This is a genomic window from Roseospira goensis, assembly GCF_014197795.1.
In the GTDB taxonomy this organism is placed as follows: Bacteria; Pseudomonadota; Alphaproteobacteria; order Rhodospirillales; family Rhodospirillaceae; genus Rhodospira; species Rhodospira goensis.
Genome location: NZ_JACIGI010000007.1, coordinates 14,933 through 38,025, shown reverse-complemented (window position 1 = coordinate 38,025; position 23,093 = coordinate 14,933). Strand labels below are relative to the sequence as shown.

At 72.2% G+C, this 23,093-nt stretch carries 19 protein-coding genes, 1 pseudogene and 2 CRISPR repeat arrays (1 of these 22 cut by a window edge); of the genes and pseudogenes, 12 read left to right on the top strand and 8 right to left on the bottom strand.

Features of this window, described 5'->3' with window-relative positions:
* Positions 1-29: 29 nt before the first annotated feature.
* Complete coding sequence (locus GGD88_RS05735) at positions 30-1,268, bottom strand: methyltransferase (protein WP_184432645.1); 1,239 nt, start codon at positions 1,266-1,268, stop codon at positions 30-32.
* A 1-nt stretch (position 1,269) separates the two neighbouring features.
* Positions 1,270-2,139, bottom strand: coding sequence for a polyprenyl synthetase family protein (locus tag GGD88_RS05730; protein WP_184432643.1), 870 nt, complete (start codon positions 2,137-2,139; stop codon positions 1,270-1,272).
* A 223-nt stretch (positions 2,140-2,362) separates the two neighbouring features.
* Between GGD88_RS05730 and crtD the strand changes: the two genes are divergently transcribed.
* Both crtD and GGD88_RS05720 read left to right on the top strand, forming a co-directional pair.
* Positions 2,363-3,931, top strand: coding sequence for a 1-hydroxycarotenoid 3,4-desaturase CrtD (gene crtD / locus GGD88_RS05725; RefSeq protein ID WP_184432641.1), 1,569 nt, complete (start codon positions 2,363-2,365; stop codon positions 3,929-3,931).
* Positions 3,932-4,035: 104 nt separating this feature from the next.
* Positions 4,036-4,830: a carotenoid 1,2-hydratase gene (locus tag GGD88_RS05720; RefSeq protein WP_221237022.1), complete on the top strand. Its 795-nt coding sequence runs from the start codon at positions 4,036-4,038 to the stop codon at positions 4,828-4,830.
* Between the two features lie 275 nt (positions 4,831-5,105).
* Here GGD88_RS05720 and GGD88_RS05715 read toward each other — a convergent pair whose 3' ends face one another.
* The gene (locus GGD88_RS05715) at positions 5,106-5,978 is read right to left on the bottom strand and encodes a uracil-DNA glycosylase family protein (RefSeq protein WP_184432639.1); all 873 of its coding nucleotides are present in this window, start codon (positions 5,976-5,978) and stop codon (positions 5,106-5,108) included.
* Between the two features lie 19 nt (positions 5,979-5,997).
* Positions 5,998-6,666: a glutathione S-transferase family protein gene (locus tag GGD88_RS05710; protein ID WP_184432637.1), complete on the bottom strand. Its 669-nt coding sequence runs from the start codon at positions 6,664-6,666 to the stop codon at positions 5,998-6,000.
* Between the two features lie 146 nt (positions 6,667-6,812).
* On the opposite strand from GGD88_RS05710, the pseudogene ccmA reads away from it, so the two are divergent.
* The 5 genes and pseudogenes from ccmA to dxs form a co-directional block, all read left to right on the top strand.
* Positions 6,813-7,547 (top strand): annotated as a pseudogene (gene ccmA / locus GGD88_RS05705) (heme ABC exporter ATP-binding protein CcmA); the annotation flags it as partial.
* Positions 7,548-7,699: 152 nt separating this feature from the next.
* A complete protein-coding gene (gene ccmB / locus GGD88_RS05700; RefSeq protein ID WP_184432633.1) occupies positions 7,700-8,368 on the top strand; it encodes a heme exporter protein CcmB in 669 nt (222 codons plus the stop codon).
* A gap of 319 nt (positions 8,369-8,687) precedes the next feature.
* Complete coding sequence (locus GGD88_RS19270; protein ID WP_184432631.1) at positions 8,688-9,068, top strand: exodeoxyribonuclease VII small subunit; 381 nt, start codon at positions 8,688-8,690, stop codon at positions 9,066-9,068.
* A 182-nt stretch (positions 9,069-9,250) separates the two neighbouring features.
* Positions 9,251-10,129: a polyprenyl synthetase family protein gene (locus tag GGD88_RS05690; RefSeq protein ID WP_184432901.1), complete on the top strand. Its 879-nt coding sequence runs from the start codon at positions 9,251-9,253 to the stop codon at positions 10,127-10,129.
* Between the two features lie 88 nt (positions 10,130-10,217).
* Positions 10,218-12,143, top strand: a complete 1,926-nt coding sequence (dxs, locus tag GGD88_RS05685; protein ID WP_184432629.1) for a 1-deoxy-D-xylulose-5-phosphate synthase — start codon at positions 10,218-10,220, stop codon at positions 12,141-12,143.
* 514 nt (positions 12,144-12,657) lie between these two features.
* On the opposite strand, the gene GGD88_RS05680 is transcribed toward dxs, so the two are convergent.
* The 3 genes from GGD88_RS05680 to GGD88_RS05670 are packed head-to-tail and all read right to left on the bottom strand — an operon-like array spanning position 12,658 to position 14,451.
* Complete coding sequence (locus tag GGD88_RS05680) at positions 12,658-13,011, bottom strand: YqcC family protein (RefSeq protein WP_184432627.1); 354 nt, start codon at positions 13,009-13,011, stop codon at positions 12,658-12,660.
* Entirely contained in the window at positions 13,011-13,484 is a 474-nt protein-coding gene (rnhA, locus tag GGD88_RS05675) for a ribonuclease HI (RefSeq protein WP_184432625.1), read from the bottom strand. Before rnhA ends, GGD88_RS05680 begins: the two co-directional genes overlap by 1 nt.
* A 4-nt stretch (positions 13,485-13,488) precedes the next feature.
* Positions 13,489-14,451, bottom strand: a complete 963-nt coding sequence (locus GGD88_RS05670; RefSeq protein ID WP_184432623.1) for a homoserine kinase — start codon at positions 14,449-14,451, stop codon at positions 13,489-13,491.
* 176 nt (positions 14,452-14,627) lie between these two features.
* Here GGD88_RS05670 and GGD88_RS05665 point away from each other — a divergent pair, with 176 nt between their 5' ends.
* From GGD88_RS05665 to GGD88_RS05655, 3 genes are all read left to right on the top strand, one after another.
* Entirely contained in the window at positions 14,628-14,888 is a 261-nt protein-coding gene (locus GGD88_RS05665) for a CDGSH iron-sulfur domain-containing protein (RefSeq protein ID WP_184432621.1), read from the top strand.
* Between the two features lie 57 nt (positions 14,889-14,945).
* Positions 14,946-15,554, top strand: a complete 609-nt coding sequence (locus tag GGD88_RS05660; protein ID WP_184432619.1) for a hypothetical protein — start codon at positions 14,946-14,948, stop codon at positions 15,552-15,554.
* Positions 15,555-16,094: 540 nt separating this feature from the next.
* Positions 16,095-17,423 carry a tyrosine-type recombinase/integrase gene (locus GGD88_RS05655; RefSeq protein ID WP_184432617.1) on the top strand — a complete coding sequence of 443 codons (1,329 nt, stop codon included), beginning with the start codon at positions 16,095-16,097 and terminating at the stop codon, positions 17,421-17,423.
* Positions 17,424-17,491: 68 nt separating this feature from the next.
* Here GGD88_RS05655 and cas6 read toward each other — a convergent pair whose 3' ends face one another.
* Positions 17,492-18,460: a CRISPR system precrRNA processing endoribonuclease RAMP protein Cas6 gene (cas6, locus tag GGD88_RS19095; protein WP_184432615.1), complete on the bottom strand. Its 969-nt coding sequence runs from the start codon at positions 18,458-18,460 to the stop codon at positions 17,492-17,494.
* Positions 18,461-18,638: 178 nt separating this feature from the next.
* Positions 18,639-19,315: direct repeats of the CRISPR family, unit length 37 nt; unit sequence GTTTCAGTCCGCGTGGTCAAGCGGAAGGGTGTTCACC.
* 263 nt (positions 19,316-19,578) lie between these two features.
* On the opposite strand from cas6, the gene cas1 reads away from it, so the two are divergent.
* Both cas1 and cas2 read left to right on the top strand, forming a co-directional pair.
* Complete coding sequence (gene cas1, locus GGD88_RS05645; protein WP_184432613.1) at positions 19,579-21,588, top strand: CRISPR-associated endonuclease Cas1; 2,010 nt, start codon at positions 19,579-19,581, stop codon at positions 21,586-21,588.
* A 28-nt stretch (positions 21,589-21,616) separates the two neighbouring features.
* Positions 21,617-21,907 (top strand): CRISPR-associated endonuclease Cas2, encoded by a 291-nt coding sequence (gene cas2, locus GGD88_RS05640; RefSeq protein WP_184432610.1) that lies wholly within the window; start codon positions 21,617-21,619, stop codon positions 21,905-21,907.
* Between the two features lie 194 nt (positions 21,908-22,101).
* Positions 22,102-23,093: a CRISPR direct-repeat array (repeat unit 37 nt; unit sequence GTTTCAGTCCGCGTGGATAAGCGGAAGGGTGTTCACC) (it continues 852 nt past the right edge of the window).

Here is a 23,093-nt window from a genome sequence, read left to right as displayed (position 1 = left end):
AAAATGACGGGAAAGTCATGTCGTGACCGTTACGAGGCCGCTGTCCCGTCCGCGTCCTGCGGTGCCGGCCGGGCCACGATCAGCCGCGTCACAAGCGGCTGACGGGTGTCCCGCAGGCGCGCGTCCTGGAACCCGGCCCGGGCCAGCAGGGCGCGCAACTCCTCCGGGGTGCGCGCCCGCCCGCTGCCCATGGCGAGCAGGTAGAATCCGAAGTAGGCCCCGCCGATCGGCTCGGCGCCGCCGGTCCCCGCCATCGGCTCGGCCAGCAGCAGGCACCCCCCGGGCGCCAGCGCGCGCCGCGCCGCCTGCAGGATCGCCAGGGCCACCGCATCGTCGTGGTCGTGGATCACCCGCACCAGCGAGACCACGTCGGCCCCGGTCGGCAGCGAGTCGGTCAGGAAGTCGCCGCCCACCGCCTCGACTCGGGCGCCCAGGCCGGCCGCCGCCAGCCGGTCGCGGGCGCGCCCCGCCACCGCCGGCAGGTCGAACACCGTCACCCGCGCCTCCGGCGCCCGCCGCGCCACGGCGGCGGCGAACACCCCTTCCCCGCCGCCCACGTCCAGCCAGTGCCGCACCCCGCGCGGCGGGAAGGCGGCCAGGATGTCGTCGGCCAACATGGCCTGTGAGGCGGCCATCAGCTCGGAGTACGGCGCCACCGACTCGTCAGCCATGGCGGCCGGGCGGGCGGACCGGGCATAGGCCCAGTAGCGCGCCATCGCGGTCTCGCCCGATTCGCCGCGCAGCAGGGCGACGGGATCGGCCAGGTCAGCGTACAGCAGACTGTGATGGTCGATCAGCGGCACCACGGCCGGGGTGTTGAGCAGCGCGCTGCCCAACTCGTCCAGCCCGAAGCGACCACGGGAGCGCCGGTCGGTCAGGCCGAGCGCCGTCGTGGCATCCAGCAACCGGCGCGCGGCGTCCTCGGACAGCCCCACCTCGGCGCCCAGCGCGGCCGGCGTCAGTGGCCCTGCGGCCAGCGTCTCGCAGACGCGCAGCCGCACCACCGCCAGCAGCACCTGGGAGTAGACGAAGCCGGCCACCAGATCGAACATCTGGCGCGCCCGGCGCCGCGCGATCCAGCGGGCGACGGGCAGCTGCGTGGCGCTCCGGGTGAACCAGGGCCGCCGCCACAGCCAATCGCGGGCCGCCAACAGATGATCGCGCAGGGTATGGGGCCGGCGGTCGACCGCGACTCCAGCCGTCACCGCCGGCGGCGCGGCCGCCGTCGCGGGATCGAGGGGGCCGGACCGTCCGTCGGGGGGCGTCACGTCATGCCGCCTGCTGGGCCAGCTCCTTGGGCAGGAAGTGCCCGGTCTCCTCCAGGATGGCGGCCTGCAACGGCGCCCGCCCCGGGCACTCCGGAATCGACTCGACGGCCGCCGACACCAGCCGCTTCAGCCGGCCCACGGCGCCCTTGAGCCCCAGGGCCTGGACCGCGTTGGGCCGCCCCAGGGTGGCGTCCTGGCCCACCGGCTTGCCGAGCTGCTCGGGGTCGGCGGCGACGTCGCGCAGGTCGTCGGCGATCTGGTAGGCCTCGCCCAGCGCCTCGCCCAGCACCCGCCACGCCTGGTGCGGATGGCCGGCGGCCGCGGCCCCGGCCTCGGTGGCGGCGGCGAACAGGGCGCCTGTCTTGGCGCGCTGGTACTCCACCAGGTCGATGGTCGGTTCGCTCTCCCACGCCTGACCGGCGCAGATGCCGTTGGGCGCGCCCACGGCCTCGCTATAGATCTCGACCAGCGGCGCCAGGCGATCCGGGGCCGCGGCGACGCTCTTGGCCAGGGTCTGGAACGCCATCACGATCAGGGCGTCGCCCGCCAGCACCGCCAGCGGCTCGTTGAACGCCTTGTGGATGGTCGGCTTGCCGCGCCGGGTGTCGGCATTGTCGAAGGTCGGTAGATCGTCGTGCACCAGGGAGGCGCAATGCAGCAGCTCGATCGCCGCCGCCGCGGCATCGGTCACGACCGGCATGTCGTCGCCGCAGGCCATCGCCACCGATAGGCACAGACGCGGCCGGATGCGCTGGCCGCCCGGAAACACGGCGTGCCGCAGGGCCTGCGCCAGCAGCGGCGGCCCGGAGCGCGACTCGGCGCGCGCCAGGGCAACTTCCAAAGCGGCTTCGATCCGGTTACCTGAACCCATGGTCCCCTCCCCAGGCCTACGCTAACGGGTCCCGCGACCGGTCTGGCGATCGCCAGCGGGCGCAGCCCCAACGGACGGGACCGCGCGGCGGGCGGGGGTGTAAACGCTTGTTGTCACCCCGATGTGTCATCTAGAGTGGACATCCCGCTTCGGAGTGTCAACGACCATGTTGCCGATCCCGGGCGGACCCGGGTCGGGAGAAGTCGGGAGAAGAGGAGCGCGCATGTCGGGGGATCGGGTGATCGTCGTCGGGGCCGGTGTCGGGGGCCTCGCCGCCGCCGTCGACCTGGCCGCCCAGGGCCTTCAGGTCACCGTCGTGGACAAGGCCGACCAGCCCGGCGGCAAGATGCGCCGGGTGCCCGCCGGCCCCGCCGCCCTCGACGGCGGCCCGACCGTGTTCACCATGCGCTGGGTGTTCGACGACCTGCTGGACCGGGCCGGGGTCGGCCGCCTGGAGGACCTGGTGGGCCTGCGGCCGCTGTCGGTGCTGGCGCGCCACGCCTGGGACGGCCCCCAGGCCGACCGCGTGCGCTTCGACCTGTTCGCCGACCCGCGCCGCACCGAGGACGCCATCGGCGCCCTGTCCGGCGCCGCCGAGGTCAAGCGCTTCCGCGCCTTCCGCGACGAGGCGGCGCGCATCTACCACACCCTGGTCGACACCTACATCCGCAACTCCAAGACCTCGATGCCGGGCCTGATCCGCCGTGCCGGCGTCGGCGGCGTCGGCGACATGGCCCGCATCCATCCGTTCACCACCCTGTGGGCGGCGCTGGGCAAGCACTTCCAGGACGTCCGCCTGCAACAGCTCTTCGGGCGCTATGCCACCTACGTCGGGGCCTCGCCGTTCCTGGCGCCGGCCACCCTGATGCTGGTGGCCCACGTCGAGCTGGAGGGGGTCTACAGCGTCGACGGCGGCATGCACGCCCTGGCCCAGGCGCTGGCCGGACTGGCCAAGCGCAAGGGCGCAACCGTGCACTACGGCCAGGCCGTCAGCCGTATCGAAACCGCCGGCGGGCGCGCCCGCGCCGTGGTGCTGGACGACGGCCGCCGCCTGGAGGCCGACGCCATCCTGTTCAACGGCGACGTCAACGCCCTGGCCGAGGGCCTGCTGGGGCCGGCGGTCAAGACGGCGGTGCCGGCGGTGCCGAAGGCGGCGCGCTCGCTGTCGGCGGTGACCTGGTGCGTGCACGCCGAGACCGAAGGGTTCCCCCTGCTGCGGCATACGGTGTTCTTCAGCCGCGACTACCCGCGCGAGTTCGACGACATTCTGAAGCGGCGGCGGTTGCCGGCCGAGCCGACCGTCTATATCTGTGCCCAGGATCGGCTGGATGATGCCACCCAGGACAGCGTCCCCGCCGGTCCCGAGCGCCTGCTCATGCTCGTCAACGCCCCCGCCGACGGCGATTCCCCCTCGCCCGCCCTGGACCCCTCGGAGATCACCGCATGTCAGGACCGCACCTTGGCCCTGCTGGCGCGCTGCGGGTTGCGCGTCCGGCTGGACCCGGACAGCACCACCATCACGACACCGCGCCAGTTCGCGCGCCTGTTCCCGGCCACCGGGGGGGCGCTCTACGGACGGGCCTCGCACGGCTGGCAAGCGTCCTTCACCCGCCCGGGGGCGCGCACGCGGATCCCCGGACTGTATCTGGCGGGGGGCAGTGCGCATCCGGGACCGGGCGTGCCGATGGCGGCGCTGTCGGGCCGGCAGGCCGCCATGAGCATCCTGACGGACCGCGCTTCGACCAGCCGGTCCCGCCGGGGGGCTATGCCTGGTGGTACGTCGACGGGCTGAGCCACGACGGCCGCCACGCCATCACCATCATCGCCATGGTGGGCAGCGTCTTTTCGCCCTACTATGCATGGTCGGGTCGGCGCGACCCCTTGAACCATTGCGTCATGAACGTGGCCGTCTACGGTCCCGGCGGCCGCTGGGCCATGACCGAGCGCGGCCGCGACGCGGTGCGCCGGGCGCCCGACCGCCTGGTGATCGGCCCCAGCCGGATGACCTGGGACGGCGAGACCCTGACGGTCCACGTCCGCGAGACCTGCGCCCCGGTGCCGCGCCCGGTGCGCGGGGTGGTGCGGGTGCGCCCGCGCGCCCTGACCACCCGTGCCTTCGCCATCGACCCGCGCGAACGCCACCGCTGGTGGCCCATCGCCCCGCACGCCTCGATCGAGGTCGAGATGAGCGCCCCGGGCCTGTCCTGGCACGGCGCCGGCTACTGGGATTCCAACTGGGGGACCGAATCGCTGGAGGAGGGCTTCAAGACCTGGACCTGGTCGCGCGCCCCGCTGGCCGACGGCGGCGCCGCCATCCTCTACGACATGGTGCCGCATCACGGGCCGGCGCGGCCGCTGGCGCTGCGCTTCCCGCCCGGCGGCGAGGCCGAACCGTTCGAGGCCCCGCCCAAAGCGCCGCTGCCGCGCGCCGCCATCTACCGGGTGCGGCGCGAGACCCGCTGCGACCCGGGGCATGTGGCCAGTGTGGCCCGCACGGTCGAGGACACGCCGTTCTATGCGCGGTCGATCCTCAACACCCACCTCGTGGACGAGCCGGTGCGGGCCATGCACGAGAGCATCTGCCTGGACTGCTTCAAGCGCACCATCGTGCGCCTGATGCTGCCGTTCCGCATGCCGCGGGTGACCTGGGGCGGCCCCCGGGAGCCGGACGACGGCAGACCGCCGGCGTGACGACGCGCCTCCCGAGAGGCCGCCCACAAGAGGCCGCCCACGCGGGAGCGTGGGCGGAAGAGGCCCTCACAGGATCTCGGTCCCACGCTCCCGCGTGGGACCCAGCCCACGCCAAGCCGCCCACGCCGGAGCGTGGGCGGAAGAGGCCCTCACAGGATCTCGGTCCCGCGCTCCCGCGTGGGACCCAGCCCACGCCAAGCCGCCCACGCCGGAGCGTGGGCGGGAGACTCCCCATCGCATCTCGGTCCCGCGCTCCCGCGTGGGACCCGCAGACCTCATCCGGTGCCGTTCCCCGCGTCCGCCAGGGCCTGGCGGACCGCCAGCAGGTCGCGCCAGACCAGCCGCTTGGCGTCCGGGTTGCGCAGCAGGTAGGCCGGGTGGAACGTCGGCATGGCCGGGATCTCCGCCGCCCCCGCCTCCGGCCGGTGGCTGTGCCACTGCCCGCGCAGGCGGGTAATGCCGGCGCTGGTGCCGAGCAGCGTCGCCGCCGCCAGTCCACCCACCAGCAGCAGCACGCGCGGCGCCACCAGCGCCACGTGACGGGCGACGAACGGCGCGCACACCGCCACCTCGGCCGGGGTCGGCTTGCGGTTGCCGGGCGGCCGCCAGGGCACAACGTTGGTGATGTAGGCGGTGCTGCGGTCATAGCCGATCGAGGCCAGCATGTCGTCCAGTAACCGCCCGGAAACCCCGCAGAACGGCCGCCCCTGGCGGTCCTCGTCGGCGCCCGGGGCCTCGCCCACGACCATCAGGCCGCCGGCCGCCGCGCCCTCGCCGAACACCAGATGGGTCGCCGTGACCTTGAGGGGACAGCCGTCGAACCCCTCCAGGGCAGCGCGGAGCTGGTCCAGGGTGACCGCCTCGGCCGCCACCGCGGCGGCGCCGGCGCGGGCGCTGCCGCCGGGGGCGGCGGACGTGTCGGATGCGGGCGGGGACGCCGCGGGAGCCGCCTTCTGGGCCGCCTTCTGGGCCGCCTTCGGAGCCGGCGGCGGGGCCGCCGCCCGCGCCCGGCGTTCGGCGCGCGCGGCGTCGGCGGCGAAGCGGTCCACCGGGGCCTCGCCGATGCATTCGTCCACGCCGGCGACGTCGTACCAACGCAGCAGGGCGATGTCGTCGAGCGGGGCGAAGGCGGCGGGCGGCTCGGTCACGGCGGCATCAACGGCGGCATCAGAAGTCCAGGTCGGCGTAGTGCGGGGCCGGGCGCAAGCCGGGCGCGCTGTCCGCCAACAACGGCCGGAAGCCGGGCCGGCACTTGAGCAGCATGTACCACTCCTTGGCCGCGGGATGGTCGTCCCATGGCACGTCGCCGGCGTAGTCGACCAGCGACAGGTGGGCCCCGGCCATCAGGTCCGCCAGGGTCAGGCGCGGCCCGGCCAGCCAGCGGTTGGCCTGGGTCAGCCAGGCGATGTACTCCAGGTGCATGTGGATGTTGGCGCGGCCCGCCCGCAGCGCGCGCGAATCCGGGGTGCCGCCGCCCATCACCCGGGTCAGCAGCTTTTCGCCGGCCAGGGGCTCGGTGACCTCCTGGCGGAACTTGTCGCCGAACCAGGCCACCAGCCGGCGCACCTCCGCCCGCACCCGGGGCTCGGTCCCCAGCAGCGGCGGGTCCGGATAGACCTCGTCCAGGTACTCGGCCACGGCCATCGTTCCGGCCACGGTGCTGCCGTCAGCCTCCATCAGCACCGGCACCTCGCCGGCCGGGTTGAGCGCCAGGAACGATTCGTCCCGCACCCAGGGGGTCACGGCGCACATTTCCGCCGCCAGCCCTTTCTCGCCCAGCACCAGACGGGCCAGCCGGGCGCCGGGCACCAACCAATGATGATAAAGGTGTCGCATGGCCGCAAGTGTACGGAGGCCGCCCGGCGGTGGCTAGAGCCGATCGTCCGTCCGTCGCTGACACCGCCGGGCGCGCGGCCGCCGGTGAGGCGGTCGCGACCGCGCCCCGCTTCCCAACCGGCGCGCCCTCCCGTATGGTCCCGCGCATGACTGCCGCCGCCTCCGCGCCCGCCGCGTCTTCCGCTGCCGCTGCCACCGCTGCCGCCGCCGATCCCAGCGCCGCCCGCTTCGAGGGCCGCGGGCTGGTGTGCATCCGGGGCGAGCGGCTGGTGTTCGCCCACCTGGCGTTCTCGCTCGCCGCCGGCGAGGCCCTGCTGCTGCTGGGGCCGAATGGCTCCGGCAAGTCGTCGCTGCTGCGCCTGATGGCCGGGCTGCTGCGCCCGGCCGCCGGGACGCTGGCCTGGCACGACGGCCCGGTGGCCGACGACCCCGAGCGCCACCACGCCCGCGCCCGCTACGTCGGCCACAGCGACGCCATCAAGCCGGTGCTGACGGCGCGGGAGAACCTGACCTTCTGGGCCCGGGTCTGCGCCGGACCGGCGGACACCCCCGCCACCCTGGCCGCGCGCGTGGACGCCGCCCTGGAGCGCCTGACCCTGACCCACCTGGCCCAGGTGCCGGGGCGCATGCTGTCGGCCGGGCAGAAGCGCCGGCTCAACCTGGCCCGCCTGCTGGCCGCGCCGGCGCCGTTGTGGCTGATGGACGAGCCGACCACGGCGCTCGACAAGGCGTCGATCGCCGTCCTGGAGGCCGTGATGGCCGAGCACCGCGCCGCCGGCGGCATGATCGCCCTGTCGACCCACCAGGGCGTCACCCTGCCCGGGGCGCGGGTGCTGGACCTGGACGCCTTCGCCGTTGACGCCGCCACCGCCTGGGGCCTGCACGAGGACCTCTACGAGACTCCACACGGCGGCGCGGACGCGCCGCAGACTCCACACGGCGGCGCGGACGCGCCGCAGACTCCACACGGCGGCGCGGACGCGCCGCAGACTCCACACGGCGGCGCGTTCGCGCCGCAGGCGGAGGCCCGGCCATGACCGGCGCCGTGCTCGCCGTGCTGCGCCGCGACTTGCGGCTGGCCCTGCGCCAGGGGGCCGACAGCCTGATGGTGGTGGCGTTCTTCGTCATCACGGTGGCGCTGTTCCCGTTCGGGGTCGGCCCCGAGCTGGCGGTGCTGGAACGGATCAGCGCCGGCGTGGTCTGGGTCACCGCGCTGCTGGCCGCCATGCTGTCGTTGGACCGCCTGTTCCAGGCCGACTACGAGGACGGCAGCCTGGATCTGCTGACCCTGACGCCGACGCCCACGGTGGCGCTGGTGCTGGGCAAGGTGACGGCGCACTGGCTGACCACCGGGCTGCCGCTGATCGTGGCCTCGCCGCTGCTGGCGGTGCTGCTGGCGATGCGGCCCGAGGGCTACGGCGTGCTGCTGGCGGCAATGGCGCTGGGCACCCCGACCCTGAGCCTGATCGGCAGCGTCGGCGCCGCCCTGGTGCTGGGGGCGCGCCGCGGCGGGGTGCTGTTGTCCCTGCTGGTGCTGCCGCTGTATATTCCCGTCCTGGTGTTCGGCGTCTCGGCCGTGGATGCGGCCGTGATGGGCCTGGACTACGGCCCACAGCTCATGATCCTGGGCGCCCTGCTGCTGGGTGGGCTGGTGCTGTGCCCCTGGGCCGCCAGCGCGGCGCTCAAGCAGGCGGTGGAGTAGCCGGCCGCGCGGCCCGGGCGGTGGGGTGGCGCTGACCGTCGCGGTGGTCTGACACCACGGACACAAAACTGTCGCCTTTCCTTGACACAGGGACCGCGCCCTGTTGCGACTCAGGGACATAGGCGTATGATGCGCCGAGGGGGCCGGTCCCACCGACCCGCGGTTTCGGGACCCCGGACCGCAGCGGGGGGCTGTGGTCCGTCCAGCCGGGGGACCATCGCGGCTGTGCCACGGGCACGGGTGCCGCGAGGAGTCCGTCCGGGCCGGATGGCGCCCCGAGTCCCCGCCCGGCCCACCGCTTACCCGGACTCCGGTTTCCATGGCCTCCAAGACGTCCAAACCGTCCGCTTCCGCCTCGTCCGGCGACCCGCCCCCCAAGGCGGCCGCCGCGTCCGCCGATCCGGCCGCGCCGGGATCGTCCGCCGATCCGCCGTCCGGTCCGCCGTCCGGTCCGCCCGAGGACATCGCGCGGCTGTCGTTCGAGGAGGCGCTGCGGGCGCTGGAGGAGATCGTGCAGCACCTGGAGACCGGGCGCGTCGACCTCGACGCCGCCGTGGCCGCCTACGAGCGCGGGGTCTGGTTGCGCAAGCACTGCGAGGCGCGGCTCGGCGAGGCCCGCGCCAAGGTCGAGCGCATCGGCACGGGCACCAGCACCGGCGCCGATGGCGGCGTCACCACCGCGCCCCTCGACGTGGAGTGACCCGCCGCCCCGACTCGCCCCGCCCCGGTGCGGGCGCGCCGGCCCCCGCAAAGCCCAGATCCCAGGCCCAGACCAAGGACCGCTTCATGACCGCCGATCCCGGGACCCTGTCCGAGACGACCACCCGCCCCCGGGCCGTGACCGGCCTGAGCGACGCCCTGGCGCACGCCCTGAAGGCCGCCATGGCCGAGACCAGCGAGGCCGTCGGCACCCGTCTGTCCGAGTTGCTGCCGCCGCCCGACGCCCCCGAGGCGCGGGTGCTGGAGGCCATGCGCTACGCCGCCATGGGCGGCGGCAAGCGGCTGCGGCCGTTCCTGGTGGTGCGCTCGGCGGCGCTGTTCAACGTCTCGCCCAGCGCGGCCCTGACGGTCGCCGCGGCGCTGGAGATGGTGCACACCTATTCGCTGGTGCATGACGACCTGCCGGCGATGGACGACGACGACCTGCGCCGCGGCCGGCCGACCTGCCACCGCCAGTTCGACGAGGCCACCGCCATCCTGGCCGGCGACGCCCTGCTGACCCGGGCCTTCGAAATCCTGGCCGACCCGGCCAGCCACGCCGACCCGGCGGTGCGCTGCGAGCTGGTGCGGGAGTTGGCCGAGGCGGCCGGGGCGCGCGGCATGGTCGGCGGTCAGATGGTCGACCTGATGGTCGAGCGCGGCATCGGCGACCTGTCCATGGACGTCGCCGCCATCACCCGCATGCACCAGCTCAAGACCGGCCGGCTGATCAGCTTCGCCTGTCTGGCCGGCCCGATCATGGGCAAGGCGCCGGCGCGCATGCGCGCCTGCCTGCAAGCCTACGCGCGCGACCTGGGGCTGGCCTTCCAGATCGCGGACGACGTGCTGGACGAGACCGGCAGCGCCCAGGATCTGGGCAAGACCCCCGGCAAGGATGCCGCCGCCGGCAAGACCACCTTCGTTACCCTGCTGGGGCTGGACGGCGCCCGCGAGCGGGCCCGCCTGCTGTCCGACCAGGCGGTCGGGCACCTGGAGGTGTTCGGCCCCGAGGCCGACCTGCTGCGCGCGGTGGCCCGCTACGTGGTGGAACGAGACAGGTAACGCATCGACCGGGGGCGGGCACGCCGGCCGGCCTGCGGCGCCGGCCCCGCTCCCGCCGTGCCGATGCCGCAACAGAAGGACCAGAGCGTTGCCCGGACGCCCCAACACCCCGGTGCTCGACACCGTGACCTACCCCGAGGATCTCCGTCACCTGTCGCTGGACGACCTGACCCGCCTCGCCGACGAGGTGCGCCAGGAGGTGATCGAGGCGGTTTCCTGTACCGGCGGGCACCTGGGCGCCGGCCTCGGCGTGGTGGAGCTGACCATCGCCCTCCATCACGTGTTCGACACCCCCGACGACCGCCTGATCTGGGACGTCGGCCATCAGTGCTATCCGCACAAGATCCTCACCGGCCGGCGCGACCGCATCCGCACCCTGCGCCAGCCCGGCGGCCTGTCCGGCTTCACGCGCCGCGCCGAAAGCCCCTACGACCCCTTCGGCGCCGGGCACAGCTCCACCTCCATCTCCGCCGGCCTGGGCATGGCGGTGGCGCGCGACCTGGCCGGCGCGACCCGCAACGTGGTGGCGGTGATCGGCGACGGCGCCATGAGCGCCGGCATGGCCTACGAGGCCATGAACAACGCCGGCGACACCAACAGCCGCCTGATCGTCATCCTCAACGACAACGACATGTCGATCGCCCCGCCGGTGGGCGCCATGAGCGGCTATCTGTCGCGACTGCTGTCGTCCAAGCCGTGGGTCTCGGTGCGCAACATGGCCAAGGACCTGGTGGCCCACCTGCCCGGCCCGATGGAGCGCGCGGCGGCCCAGATCGACGAGTTCGCGCGCGGCTTCGTCACCGGCGGCACCCTGTTCGAGGAGATGGGGTTCTACTACGTCGGCCCGATCGACGGCCACCGCCTCGATCACCTGGTGCCGGTGCTGCGCAACGTGCGCGAAACCCGTCAGGACGGCCCGGTGCTGGTGCACGTGGTCACCAAGAAGGGCCACGGCTACGAGCCGGCCGAGACCGCCCCCGACAAGTATCACGGTGTCGGCCGCTTCAACGTCATCACCGGGGCCCTCGACAAGCCGGCGCCGCAGGCCCCCAGCTACACCGGGGTGTTCGCCAAGGGCCTGATCGCCGAGGCCGAGCACGACGACCGCGTGGTCGGCATCACCGCCGCCATGCCGGCCGGCACCGGGCTGGACAAGTTCGGCGCCCGCTTCCCCAGGCGCTGCTTCGACGTCGGCATCGCCGAGCAGCACGCGGTGACCTTCGCCGCCGGCCTGGCCAGCGAGGGCTTCAAGCCGTTCGTGGCCATCTACTCCACGTTCATGCAGCGGGCCTATGACCAGATCGTGCACGACGTCGCCCTGCAGGGCCTGCCGGTGCGGCTGTGCCTGGACCGCGCGGGCTACGTGGGCGCCGACGGCGGCACCCACCACGGCGCCTTCGACCTGCCCTACCTGCTGTGTCTGCCCGACATGGTGGTGATGGCGCCGTCGGACGAGGGCGAGATGATGCACATGATCGCCACCATGGCCGCCTACGACGCCGGCCCGTCGGCGCTGCGCTACCCGCGCGGCGAGGGCGAGGGGGTGGACCTGCCCGAGCGCGGCACGCCGCTGCCGATCGGCCGGGGCCGCATCGTGCGCGAGGGCAAGGTGGTGGCCCTGCTGTCGATCGGGACGCGGCTGTTCCCCTGCCTGCGGGCAGCCGAGGACCTGGCCCAGCGTGGCCTGTCGCCGACCGTGGCCGACGCCCGCTTCGCCAAGCCGCTGGACCGCGACCTGCTGCGCCGGCTGGCCGCCGAGCACGAAGCGCTGGTGGTGGTCGAGGAAGGCGCGCACGGCGGCTTCGGCGCCCATGTGCTGCAGACGCTGGCGGCCGAGGGGCTGCTGGACCAGGGCCTGAAGGTGCGTACCCTTTGCATGCCGGACCGCTTCGTCGAACAGGGCAAGCCGGAGCAGCAGGCCGTCGATGCCGGCTTCGACGCCGGCGGCATCGCCGCCACCGTGCTGGCGCTGCTGAACGGGTCGGCGGCCGTCGACGCCCCGGCGCGGGCCTGAGGCCGGGCCTTCCGTCAGCTCTCTTATCGACCGCGGGCGCCCACGCCGGAGCGTGGGCGCGAGACCACCCTTCTCGGTCCCACGCTCCCGCGTGGGACCATCTGTCGACCGCGGGCGCCCACGCAGGAGCGTGGGCGCGAGAGACCACCCTTCTCGGTCCCACGCTCCCGCGAGGGACCATCTGTCGACCGCGGGCGCTCACGCAGGAGCGTGGGCGCGAGAGACCACCCCTGTCTCGGTCCCACGCTCCCGCGTGGGACCATCTGTCGACCGCGGGCGCCCACGCAGGAGCGTGGGCGCGAGAGACCACCCCTGTCTCGGTCCCACGCGCCCGCGTGGGACCATCTGTCGACCGCGGGCGCTCACGCGGGAGCGTGGGCGCGAGAGACCACCCCTGTCTCGGTCCCACGCGCCCGCGTGGGACCATCTGTCGACCGCGGGCGCCCACGCAGGAGCGTGGGCGCGAGAGAGACCACCCCTGTCTCGGTCCCACGCTCCGGCGTGGGACCGCCCGTCACCGGCCCGACCGCCGCCGGCCGCGCGGAGCGGCCGCCTCCACCATGCGGTCGAAGTCGTTCAGCAGGCGAAGCAGCGGCCGCGCCGCCGCCCACGTGCTGTGGTGGTCGTACTGGCGCAGGGCCAGCACGCCCACCTGACTGCGCGCGGGCAGGGTGTCGGTCTCGGCGGCGGTCCGCGCCTTGGGCAGGAACACCCCCTGCAGCCACGCGTCGAAGCCGGCGGCGGGGTCGAGCGGTCCGGTTGCGGGCGGATCGGGCAGGCGGTCGGTCCACAGCCCGATGCGCTTCATTTCCGCCTCGATCGCGTCAAGCTGGGCCAGGATCGCGCCCCGCTGCGCGGCCGTCGCCATCAGCCGCCCGCGGCCGCGGCGTCACGCGCCGCCGCCCGCGCCAGGGCGTCGACGCGCTCGTTCTCGGGATGGCCGGCATGGCCACGCACCCACTCCCAGCGCACCGTGTGCGGCGCCAGCGCGGCATCCAGGCGGCGCCACAGATCCGCGTTCTTGACCGGGGTCTTGGCCGCCGTCTTCCAGCCCTTGCGCTTCCAGCCGGCGAGCCATTCGGTGATGCCCTTCATCACGTACTGGCTGTCGGTGACAATGCGCACCGGGCACGGCCGTTTCAGCGCCTCCGCTCCGGCGATCACCGCCATCAGTTCCATGCGATTGTTGGTGGTCAGGGGCTCGCCGCCGGACAGTTCGCGCTCGCGGCCCTTATAGATCAACAGCGCGCCCCAGCCGCCCGGGCCGGGATTGCCCGAACAGGCCCCGTCGGTCACCAGCGTGACCTCGTCCCCCGCCCCCGCGTCGGATGCCGCCGCCATCGCCCTACGCCAGCCCGTAGGCGGCGGCGCCGTCGACGCCGCGATGGAAGCGCAGGATGTGCAGGTACTCCAACGGGTCCTTGGGCTTGACCAGGGCGCCGGGCGGCGTGTTCACCCAGTCGTACAGGCGCGTCAGCAGGAACCGGATGGCCGCGCCCTGGGCCAGCACCGGCAGCGCCGCCACCTCGGCGTCCGTCACCGGTCGGGTGGCGCGGTAGCGGTCCAGCAGCCGGCGCGCCTTGGTCACGTTCAACTCGCCCGGGCGCTCGAAGCACCACGCGTTCAGGCACACGGCGACGTCGTAGGCCAGGAAATCGGTGCAGGCGAAATAGAAGTCGATCAGGCCCGAAATCTCGTCGCGCAGGAAGAACACATTGTCCGGGAACAGGTCGGCGTGGATCACGCCCGTGGGCAGCCCCACCGGCCAGCCCGCCTCCAGGTCGGCCAGATCGCGGTCCAGCTCCGCCGCCAGGCCGGGGTGGACCTCGTCGGCGTGATCGGCGCAGCGGTCGAACAGGGGGCGCCAGTCCGGCAGACCCAGGCCATTGCGCCGGGTCATCGGGAAGTCGCGCCCGGCCGCGTGCAGGCGGGCCAGCGCGGTGCCCAGGCGATCGCAATGGTGCGGCGTGATGTGTCGCGGCCACATGCCGGACAGGAAGCTCACCAGCGCCGCCGGCCGCCCGGCGAGCAGGCGCAGGGTCTCGCCGTCGCGCCCCCGCACCGGCGTCGGGCACGGGATGCCGCGCGCCGCCAGGTGGTCCATCAGGCCGAGGAAGAACGGCAGGTCGCCCGGATCCACCCGCTTTTCGTAGAGTGTCAGGATCAGCGGCCCGGTCTCGGTCTGCACCAGGTAGTTGGAGTTCTCCACCCCCTCGGCGATGCCCTTGCAGGACAGGGCGCGCCCGACCCGGTACTGCTCCAGGAAGGCGTCCAGGGCGTCGTCGCTGACTTCGGTGTAGACGGCCATGCGGATCGGGTCGGACAGGCGATGGAGGGCGGGCGATTCGGGGCAGACGGGGACGGCCGGCGCGGGTATGGTGGCCGCGGCCCGACGGGTCCGGGGGTTGTAGCCGATCCCGCCCGCCGGCGCCACTCCCCGCCGCTCGCCGTCCCCGTTCCCGTTCCCGACCGGAGGCCGCCGCGATGACCGACACCGAACCGACCCCGCCGCGCCATCCCTTCGAAGTGACACTCAAGGCCGGCCAGCGCTACCTCTGGTGCGCCTGCGGCCGCTCCGCGACCCAACCGTTCTGCGACGGCGCCCACAAGGGCAGCGGGCTGGCGCCGCGCCGGTTCACCGCCGAGGCCGACGAGACGGTGTTCCTGTGCGGCTGCAAGCAGACCGCCGATCCGCCGTTCTGCGACGGCACCCACACCACGCTGCCGCCGGCGCCCGCGTCCTGAGACGCGGGGCCGCTGCTCCCGTTCCCGTTCCCGTTCCTTCGTCGCGAGACCCGTCCCATGGCCGCCGCCCTGCCCCTCCGTCGCCGTCCCCGTGCTGCCCGCGCCCTGGCCCTGGTGCCGCTGCTGCTGCCCGTCCTGCTTCTCGGGGGCCTGCTGACCGGGTGCGCCAACGTGTTCGAGAACCGCGAGGCGCGGCCCTGTCCGCCGGTGCGGCTGGAGGCCTCGACCGCCGAGTTGACCCGCTTCCGCCCGGGGCCCGGCCGCGACCTGACGGACGTGGTGCTGGAGGCCGAACTGGCCGGCTTCCAGGGCGAGTGCCAGTACCTCGACGACGATGCGGAGGACGCGACGACGGCCGCGCGCGTGGATCTGGTCCTGGACATGACGGCGGCGCTGGGGCCGGCGGCCGAGGGGCGGCGCCAGGACATCCGCTACTTCGTCGCCATCCCGCGCTTCTATCCCGCGCCCGCCGGCAAGCAGGTGTTCGAGACCAGCATCCTGTTCCCCGAGGGCACCGACCGGGTGCGCTACGTGGGCGAGGAGGTCAGTGTCACCGTGCCCATGGCGGCGGGCGAGAGCGCGCTGGACTATCCGATCTACATCGGCTTCCAGCTCACCGCCGATCAGGTCGAGTTCAACCGTGCCCAGCGCCCCGGTGGTCGGTGACGGCAGCGGACAGCCGCCGGCCTGTCCCCGACCGCCGGGGCGTAACGCGGCCCCGTCACCCCATCGCCAACGGCAGGGGAACAGACCTGACACCAGCGACCCGGCCCGAAAGCGGCCGGGCCCTGATGCGCGTCTCCCTCCAGCCGCGCCCCGCGCCTGCCAGCCCCTGGTGACACAGGTCCCTATCGGGAAGACGGCAGATCGCGACCCTGGCCGCCGGAGCCCGTGGTGACCCCGGTCCCCAGACGCCCGGCCGGTGTGCCAAATCCCGCGCCCGGCTCCAGTGGTGAGGCATGCGGGCTCGCCTCACCCCAACGAAGAACGGCCCCGCATTGCGAGGCCGTTTTGAGGGCTAAGCCCTTGGAAAATATGGCGCGCCCGGGAAGATTCGAACTCCCAACCTTCTGATCCGTAGTGAGAGGTAGACCCATATCCAGGGGTCTCATGTCATAGCATTTTGCCGCCATAAAATGCTTGTTTTTCATAGTCATGATGCCCTCCGATATGGCAAGATAGCATCGCTGGGTAACACACGATATCGTGTCGCGCGTTACCCAGCTGTTACCCAGAGCCGGAGATCAGAGGATGGGTGAGGTGCTGACCGAGCGGTCGGTGAAGGCCAGGAAGGCGACCGACAAGCGCCAGGAAATCCCCGACGCGGCCCTCAACGGGTTGTATCTGACGGTCGAACCGACCGGCCGGAAATCGTGGTCCCTGCGCTACCGATGGGCCGGCAAACCCGCAAAGTTCCGCCTGGGTCCGTATCCGGCCCTGGGGCTGGCCGACGCGCGCGACATGGCGAAGAAGGGGCTGCGCTTGCTGGCCGCCGGCGCCGACCCGCGCAAGGCCAGGGAGGCCGCCGAGCGGGCCGAACGGGACGCCGAGCAGGCCCGGCAACGGGACGACGTGGACGCCGTCATTACCCTGTTTGTCGAGCGGTACGCCAAGGGCCGGAACAAGTCCTGGGCGGAAACCGAACGCCTGTTGCGCAAGGAGGCTTTGCCCCTCCTGAAGGGGAAGACCATCCAGGAGGTGCAGCGGCGCGACATTATCGAAATCCTGGACGCCATCGTTGACCGGGGGTGCCCGACCCTGAGCAACCGGGTCCTGGCCGCCCTGCGGAAGATGTGCGCGTGGTGTGTCGAGCGGGGCATCCTGGAAACGTCGCCCTGTGCCGACGTGTCGGCCCCGGCGCCGAAGGTGACGCGAGACCGCACCCTGACCGATACTGAACTGAAAGCCCTGTGGGCCGCGACCGACCGCATGGGCGCGTTCGGTCCTACATATAAGCTGCTGGTCCTGACCGGATGCCGGCGAGATGAAGTCTGCGGGATGCGCTGGGATGAACTGGACCTGGACAAACGGACCTGGACCATCCCGGGCACCAGAACCAAGAACAGCCGGCCCCATGCCGTCCACCTGACCGACACGGCCATCAAGATGATCGAGGCCCAGCCGAAAATCGCGCCCGAGCGCGGCAGGAAGCCCGTCTATGTGTTCACGACCGGCGGAACGGCGCCCATTTCCGGGCATAGCGTCGCCAAGAAACAGTGCGACCGCCTCATGGCCGAACTCACGGGCGACGAAATCCAGCCGTGGCGCGTGCATGATATCCGGCGAACCGTCGCCTCCGGCATGGCCCGGCTGGGCATCAACATTGCCACCGTCGAGAAGTGCCTGAACCACGTCTCGGGCACCTTTTCCGGGGTGGTCGGCGTCTACCAGCATCACGATTTCGCGACCGAAAAGCGCATGGCCTGGGACGCCTGGGAGGCGCACGTTATGCGGTTGGTCCGGGGCTCGGAGGCCGGTGGTACCCTGGTCACGCTTGCAGGGGCGCGATCCGCCCGTGGAGCGCCTTCCCCATGACCGGCACCTGGTAAGGACTCCGGGAAGGGAGGGCTGGGCCGGGCGTCTTGCTGGGGGCCGCCGATCCGTCATGCGCCGCGATCGATGTCGTAGCGTCCCATCCCCTGCGCGGCATGACCGCCGGCGCCGAATCGGCTGCCAAGGGCCAGCAGCGCCCCCGCGCGCGCCAGGGCCTCCGGCGGGCCGCGCAGCACCAGCCGGCCCACAACCCCCGTCACCGGAATGCTTCGCCCGGGTTGGCGCGCCGAACCCCGGGTCCAGCCGGCCGGGCTGAGCCCCTGACCATCCAGCGTCAGGGCCGAGGCCGTCTCGGCCAGGGCATCGCCGTCCACCGTCAACGCGGTGTCGTGCCAGCGCGCGAAGCCCTCCGCGCGCCGCGACAGGCTGGTCAGCAGGGCCAGGGGGTCGAGCACCAGCGCGGACCGGCGCCGCAGCACCAGGGGCGTGCGCACAGTCAGCGCCACCACCCCCAGGCCCGGTTCGACGACCTCCGGCATCACCGGCGCGGGGGGCTCCGGCGTGACGATGGCGCGGTGTCGGGGCTCCAGGGTCAGGCGGGCGCCGTCCGCCCCGCCGCCGAGGCCGCCCCGCAGGGCGCGCACCAGGGCGTCCGCCACGCCCTCCGCCCAATCGGTGGCGAAGCCGAACAGCGACAGGGTGACGCGGCCGCCGTCCGGCGGATCGGGATCGACGCGGATCACGAACGGGCGCGGGATCTCCACGCCCCGGCGCACGCTGCCGGTCTCGCCCCACAGCACGTCCAGCGCGCAGGGCGGATCCCACGGGCAGGGTTGTTCCGCGCGGGCCTCGGCGCTGGCGCCTTCCAGCAGGGCGTCGCCCAGGGCGCCGCGCAGGCGGCCGGGAAGGCGCGGGTCGGTGATCCGATCCGGGCTCAGACCGGGGCCGAGCCGCGCCACGATTTCGGCCTGGAACCAGCGGGCGAGCAGGTCGTCCGCCGTGGCGTGGTCGAGCGGCGCCGCCAATCGCTGTCGCAGACGGTTGGGGTGGGTGGTCCACCGCGCGTCCGAGCCCTCCATCGCCGCCCTCCGGCTGCCCCCTGATGCGGACGACAGCATAACGGCGGGGCGGGTCGGAGTGCAATCAGAGGGCGTGGGTCGGTGGGCTCGGGTGGGGCGGCGCCGGCGCCCGGTCCGCTTGTATAAGCGGAAAGGTATTCACCGTGTCTGCGGCGATTAGTGATGCAGTGACGCAGTTGTTTCAGTCCGCGTGGTCAAGCGGAAGGGTGTTCACCATACCCGGCGGATCGGACTGCGGTTCATCGACAAGTTTCAGTCCGCGTGGTCAAGCGGAAGGGTGTTCACCTTTTGGGATGCGCTCCTCTACTGGCTGCAAAGCTTGGTTTCAGTCCGCGTGGTCAAGCGGAAGGGTGTTCACCGAGGAGCACGTGGCGATGCAACGCCACAAGAAGAAGTTTCAGTCCGCGTGGTCAAGCGGAAGGGTGTTCACCCGCGGCTGTCCGCCTCGCCGACAATGGCGATGGTTTCAGTCCGCGTGGTCAAGCGGAAGGGTGTTCACCAGTTCTTTCTCGGCGGCTGGGATGCCGAGATGAAGTTTCAGTCCGCGTGGTCAAGCGGAAGGGTGTTCACCCGATTCAGTGCCTCCCGGCGACCTCGCGGTGCGATGTTTCAGTCCGCGTGGTCAAGCGGAAGGGTGTTCACCGTCGATTGGGACCATCGCGTCGGTCGGCATTCTGTTTCAGTCCGCGTGGTCAAGCGGAAGGGTGTTCACCAATGGCAGAAGAAGCGGGGATCACAAGCCGTAGGTTTCAGTCCGCGTGGTCAAGCGGAAGGGTGTTCACCGCGGGGTGCCCGGTGGATTCGGCCTGCCGGCCGGAGTTTCAGTCCGCGTGGTCAAGCGGAAGGGTGTTCACCCCACCCCCTCGCAAGGGTTTGCGCAAGGCCGAATTTCACCCCCCGGTTTCCACTGATAGAACACGCAAAAGGCGAACAAAAACACCCTTGGGTTGATCGCGCTTGCTGTGGACGCCGATTCATCAATGCGATCATTGCCTTCCGCCCTTTCCACTGATATACGGAAACCAAACCAAAGATCGGTGTGGCGCGACCGGGGCCATCCTTTCCGTCGCCCGGTTTCCGATCCCGCGCCGCGCCCGCCGCCTCCGGAGAGCGGCCCCATGGCACCCCGAGCCTCCCGCCCGTCCGATCGCCGGCCGGCCCGTCACGCACTGTACGACGCCGCGACGCGGCTGGACAGCCTGGAACGCGCCTGGCATCGGGTGCGGGCCAACGCCGGCGCGGCGGGGGGCGACGGCCTGACCGTCACGCAGTTCGACGACGGGGCCGCCGTGCGCCTGTTGAGCCTTCACAAGGCCCTGCGCGACGGCAGCTACGCCCCCGGGCCGTTGCGGCGGGTGGCGGTGCCGAAGCGTGACGGCGGCGAACGCGTGTTGACCATTCCCTGCGTCCGCGACCGGGTGGTGCAGACGGCGGTGACCGACGCGCTGGTGCCTGTGCTGGAGCCGGCGTTCGAGGAGGTCAGTTTCGCCTATCGCCCTGGCCGTTCGGTGGCGCAGGCGGTGGCCCGCATCCAGGCGCTGCGGCGGGCCGGCCACACCTGGGTGGTGGACGGCGACATCGAGCGGTATTTCGACCGCGTGCCGCACGCGCCCCTGCTGGCGGTGCTGGAGACCCACATCGACGACCCGGCGCTGATGGACCTGATCGCCGTGTGGCTGGAGCACGCCGGCGAGGGCGGGGCGGGGCTGCCGCAGGGCTCGCCGCTGTCGCCCTTGCTGTCCAACCTCTATCTCGATGCCCTCGACGAGGAGGCCCTGGCGGCGACCTTCGGCCCCGGAGTGCGCCTGGTGCGCTACGCCGACGATTTCGTGCTGCTGTGCCGCAGCGAGGCGGCGGCGCGGCGGGCGCTGGCCGGCGTGGGCACGGCGCTGGAGCGGCTTGGCCTGTCGCTCAATCCCGATAAGACGCGCATCGTCTCGTTCGACCAGGGCTTCCGGTTCCTGGGCCACCTGTTCGTCAAGTCGCTGGTCATGCCGTCGCCGGGTGGCGAGCCGGCCGAGGACGACCCCGCCACGGCGGTGCTGCGCGCCATCGCCCGCCAGGACGCGGCGGAGACGGCGGCCGAGGCGCGCCGCCAGGAGGAAGAGGCCGCCGGTCTGGCCGCCGTGACCCGGGTGCTCTACATCATGGAGCCGGGGCGGCGCCTCGGCCTGCGCAACCAGAGCCTGACGGTCGAGGAGGCCGGCCACGATCTGCTGGCGATTGGCCCCGGCCGTGCAGGGCGGGTGGAGATCGGTCCCGGCGCCGGCTTTGACGACGAGGCCCTGCGCGCCTGCCTGCTGGATGACATTCCGGTGCATCTGGTGGACGGCTGGGGTCGCGCCGTGGGTGCGTGCCTGCCGGCGCCGCGCGAGCGCGCGGGCCTGCACCTGGCCCAGGCGCGCCTGGTGCTGGACGAGGGGGCGCGGACCGAGGCCGCCCGCGCGCTGGTCGCGGCCCGCATCCACAATCAGCGCGCCCTGCTGCGGCGGCTGAACCGCTCGCTGAAGGACACCGAGGTCACGAAGGCCGCCGCGCGCATCGGCCGCATCCTGCGCAAGGTGGCGGTGAAGGGCGACGTGGCGGCCGTGCTGGGGGTGGAGGGCGAGGCGACGGCCCTGTACTGGCCGGCGCTGGCGCGCCTGTTGCGGGCACCATGGCGGCTGGACCGGCGGTTGCGGCGGCCGCCGCCGGACCCGGTCAATCTGGTGCTGTCGTGGCTGTCGGCGCTGCTGACGCGGGAGGTCGAGGTGCTGGTGGTGCGCCACGGGCTGCATCCGGGGTTTGGCGTGCTGCATGGCACGCGGGATTACCATGCCGGCTGTGTGTTCGACCTGTTGGAGCCGCTGCGCGGTCCGCTGCCGGAGGCGGCCACCCTGACGCTGTTCAACCAGCGCCACCTGAAGCCGGACCACTTCCTCACCACCGAGGACGGCCATTGCCGGGTGATGCCGGAGGGGCGACGCACCATCCTGCGCGAGTGGGAGGCGTGGCTGGACCGGCCGATCCAGAGCCCCCGGTCGGGGCGGCGGCTGAAATGGCGCGGCCTGATGGAGGAGGAGGTGCTGTCCTTCGCCCGCCATGCCGCCGGTGATCATGTCCACGTGCCGTACCGCATGGATTACTGAGCGTGGCATGGGCCGGGAGGACGGGACGGTGAGCCGCACCGAGATGCTGATGGTGTTCTGCTACGACATCGCCCGCGCGGCGGCGCGGCGGCGGGTGGCGGCGGTGCTGGAGGACCACGCCACGCGGGTGCAGAAGAGCGTGTTCGAGGCCCGCATGACGCCGTCGCGTGCCGACCGGCTGGCGCGGGAGGCGGCGGTTCACCTGGAGGGCGGGGATTCCTTGCGCGTCTATGCGGTATCGGCCGACGGCCGACCGCATTGCGCCGTGCACGGCACCGGCACGCCGCTGGCCGAGGACCAGGACTTCTGGCTGCTGTGACGGTGCCAGACCGGGCGCTCCCTTTCCGCCCCTGGCCGCGTGGACAATCGGGTAGCGTCCGCACTTCACTGCGAAGCCTCCACGGGAGGCGCGGGATCTCCCAAGCAAAAACGCGCGCCCCTCATCGGATTGCCCGGCCGGACGAGGTCCCTCGGCTCGCTGCGCTCCCTCGGGATGGCCGGCCGTCGCCGGCCATTTCGGTCCGCGTGGATAAGCGGAAGGGTGTTCACCACCGCTGCCGAGGACGCTGCCTGGGTCGCTGCCGTTTCAGTCCGCGTGGATAGGCGGAAGAGTGTTCACCTGAAGGCAAGGGCGAGATTGAACGTCTCAATGTGGAGTTTCAGTCCGCGTGGATAAGCGGAAGGGTGTTCACCTTGGCTCGAAGTGGATATTGCCGCGTACAAAGTTTCAGTCCGCGTGGATAAGCGGAAGGGTGTTCACCCCTCGAGATCTTCTCTACAGAGGGCTACACACAGGTTTCAGTCCGCGTGGATAAGCGGAAGGGTGTTCACCCCCATTCCAGGATTACAAAACCGTCGCGGAAATCGTATCTGTGTTTCAGTCCGCGTGGATAAGCGGAAGGGTGTTCACCTGGCGCTCTGGCAGTGGGCGTACCTGGCGATCATCGTTTCAGTCCGCGTGGATAAGCGGAAGGGTGTTCACCCAAGCGACTCTAAGGGAGGTGCGGGCATTGAAAGTTTCAGTCCGCGTGGATAAGCGGAAGGGTGTTCACCCACGCCCAACATGGCGTGCATGTGCGTGACCGGTTCGTGTTTCAGTCCGCGTGGATAAGCGGAAGGGTGTTCACCACGCGCAAGTTCATGGCGAAGGTTGCCGCGCTTGTTTCAGTCCGCGTGGATAAGCGGAAGGGTGTTCACCTTCAGCGCCCAGGCGGCGCTGAACCTGAACGTGGACAGCCCGGTGTTTCAGTCCGCGTGGATAAGCGGAAGGGTGTTCACCTTTCCCTCCGTGGTTTTGCCGCACGCCGGCAGGAGGTTTCAGTCCGCGTGGATAAGCGGAAGGGTGTTCACCGGCACCGCGATCGGTGCCCAGGCCCTGCAGGACGCCGTTTCAGTCCGCGTGGATAAGCGCAAGGGTGTTCACCAGGGCCAGAAGGAACCGCCGGCACCGGCGGATCTGTTTCAGTCCGCGTGGATAAGCGGAAGGGTGTTCACCTGGCGTCTGG

What these genes read in the sequence shown, in the direction of transcription:
- GGD88_RS05730 (WP_184432643.1), bottom strand. Translation starts at nt 2,139, where the DNA reads ATGGGTTCAGGTAACCGGATCGAAGCCGCTTTGGAAGTTGCCCTGGCG.
- crtD (WP_184432641.1), top strand. Translation starts at nt 2,363, where the DNA reads ATGTCGGGGGATCGGGTGATCGTCGTCGGGGCCGGTGTCGGGGGCCTC.
- GGD88_RS05720 (WP_221237022.1), top strand. Translation starts at nt 4,036, where the DNA reads ATGAACGTGGCCGTCTACGGTCCCGGCGGCCGCTGGGCCATGACCGAG.
- GGD88_RS05710 (WP_184432637.1), bottom strand. Translation starts at nt 6,666, where the DNA reads ATGCGACACCTTTATCATCATTGGTTGGTGCCCGGCGCCCGGCTGGCC.
- ccmB (WP_184432633.1), top strand. Translation starts at nt 7,700, where the DNA reads ATGACCGGCGCCGTGCTCGCCGTGCTGCGCCGCGACTTGCGGCTGGCC.
- GGD88_RS19270 (WP_184432631.1), top strand. Translation starts at nt 8,688, where the DNA reads ATGGCCTCCAAGACGTCCAAACCGTCCGCTTCCGCCTCGTCCGGCGAC.
- GGD88_RS05690 (WP_184432901.1), top strand. Translation starts at nt 9,251, where the DNA reads ATGGCCGAGACCAGCGAGGCCGTCGGCACCCGTCTGTCCGAGTTGCTG.
- GGD88_RS05680 (WP_184432627.1), bottom strand. Translation starts at nt 13,011, where the DNA reads ATGGCGACGGCCGCGCAGCGGGGCGCGATCCTGGCCCAGCTTGACGCG.
- rnhA (WP_184432625.1), bottom strand. Translation starts at nt 13,484, where the DNA reads ATGGCGGCGGCATCCGACGCGGGGGCGGGGGACGAGGTCACGCTGGTG.
- GGD88_RS05670 (WP_184432623.1), bottom strand. Translation starts at nt 14,451, where the DNA reads ATGGCCGTCTACACCGAAGTCAGCGACGACGCCCTGGACGCCTTCCTG.
- GGD88_RS05665 (WP_184432621.1), top strand. Translation starts at nt 14,628, where the DNA reads ATGACCGACACCGAACCGACCCCGCCGCGCCATCCCTTCGAAGTGACA.
- GGD88_RS05660 (WP_184432619.1), top strand. Translation starts at nt 14,946, where the DNA reads ATGGCCGCCGCCCTGCCCCTCCGTCGCCGTCCCCGTGCTGCCCGCGCC.
- cas6 (WP_184432615.1), bottom strand. Translation starts at nt 18,460, where the DNA reads ATGGAGGGCTCGGACGCGCGGTGGACCACCCACCCCAACCGTCTGCGA.
- cas1 (WP_184432613.1), top strand. Translation starts at nt 19,579, where the DNA reads ATGGCACCCCGAGCCTCCCGCCCGTCCGATCGCCGGCCGGCCCGTCAC.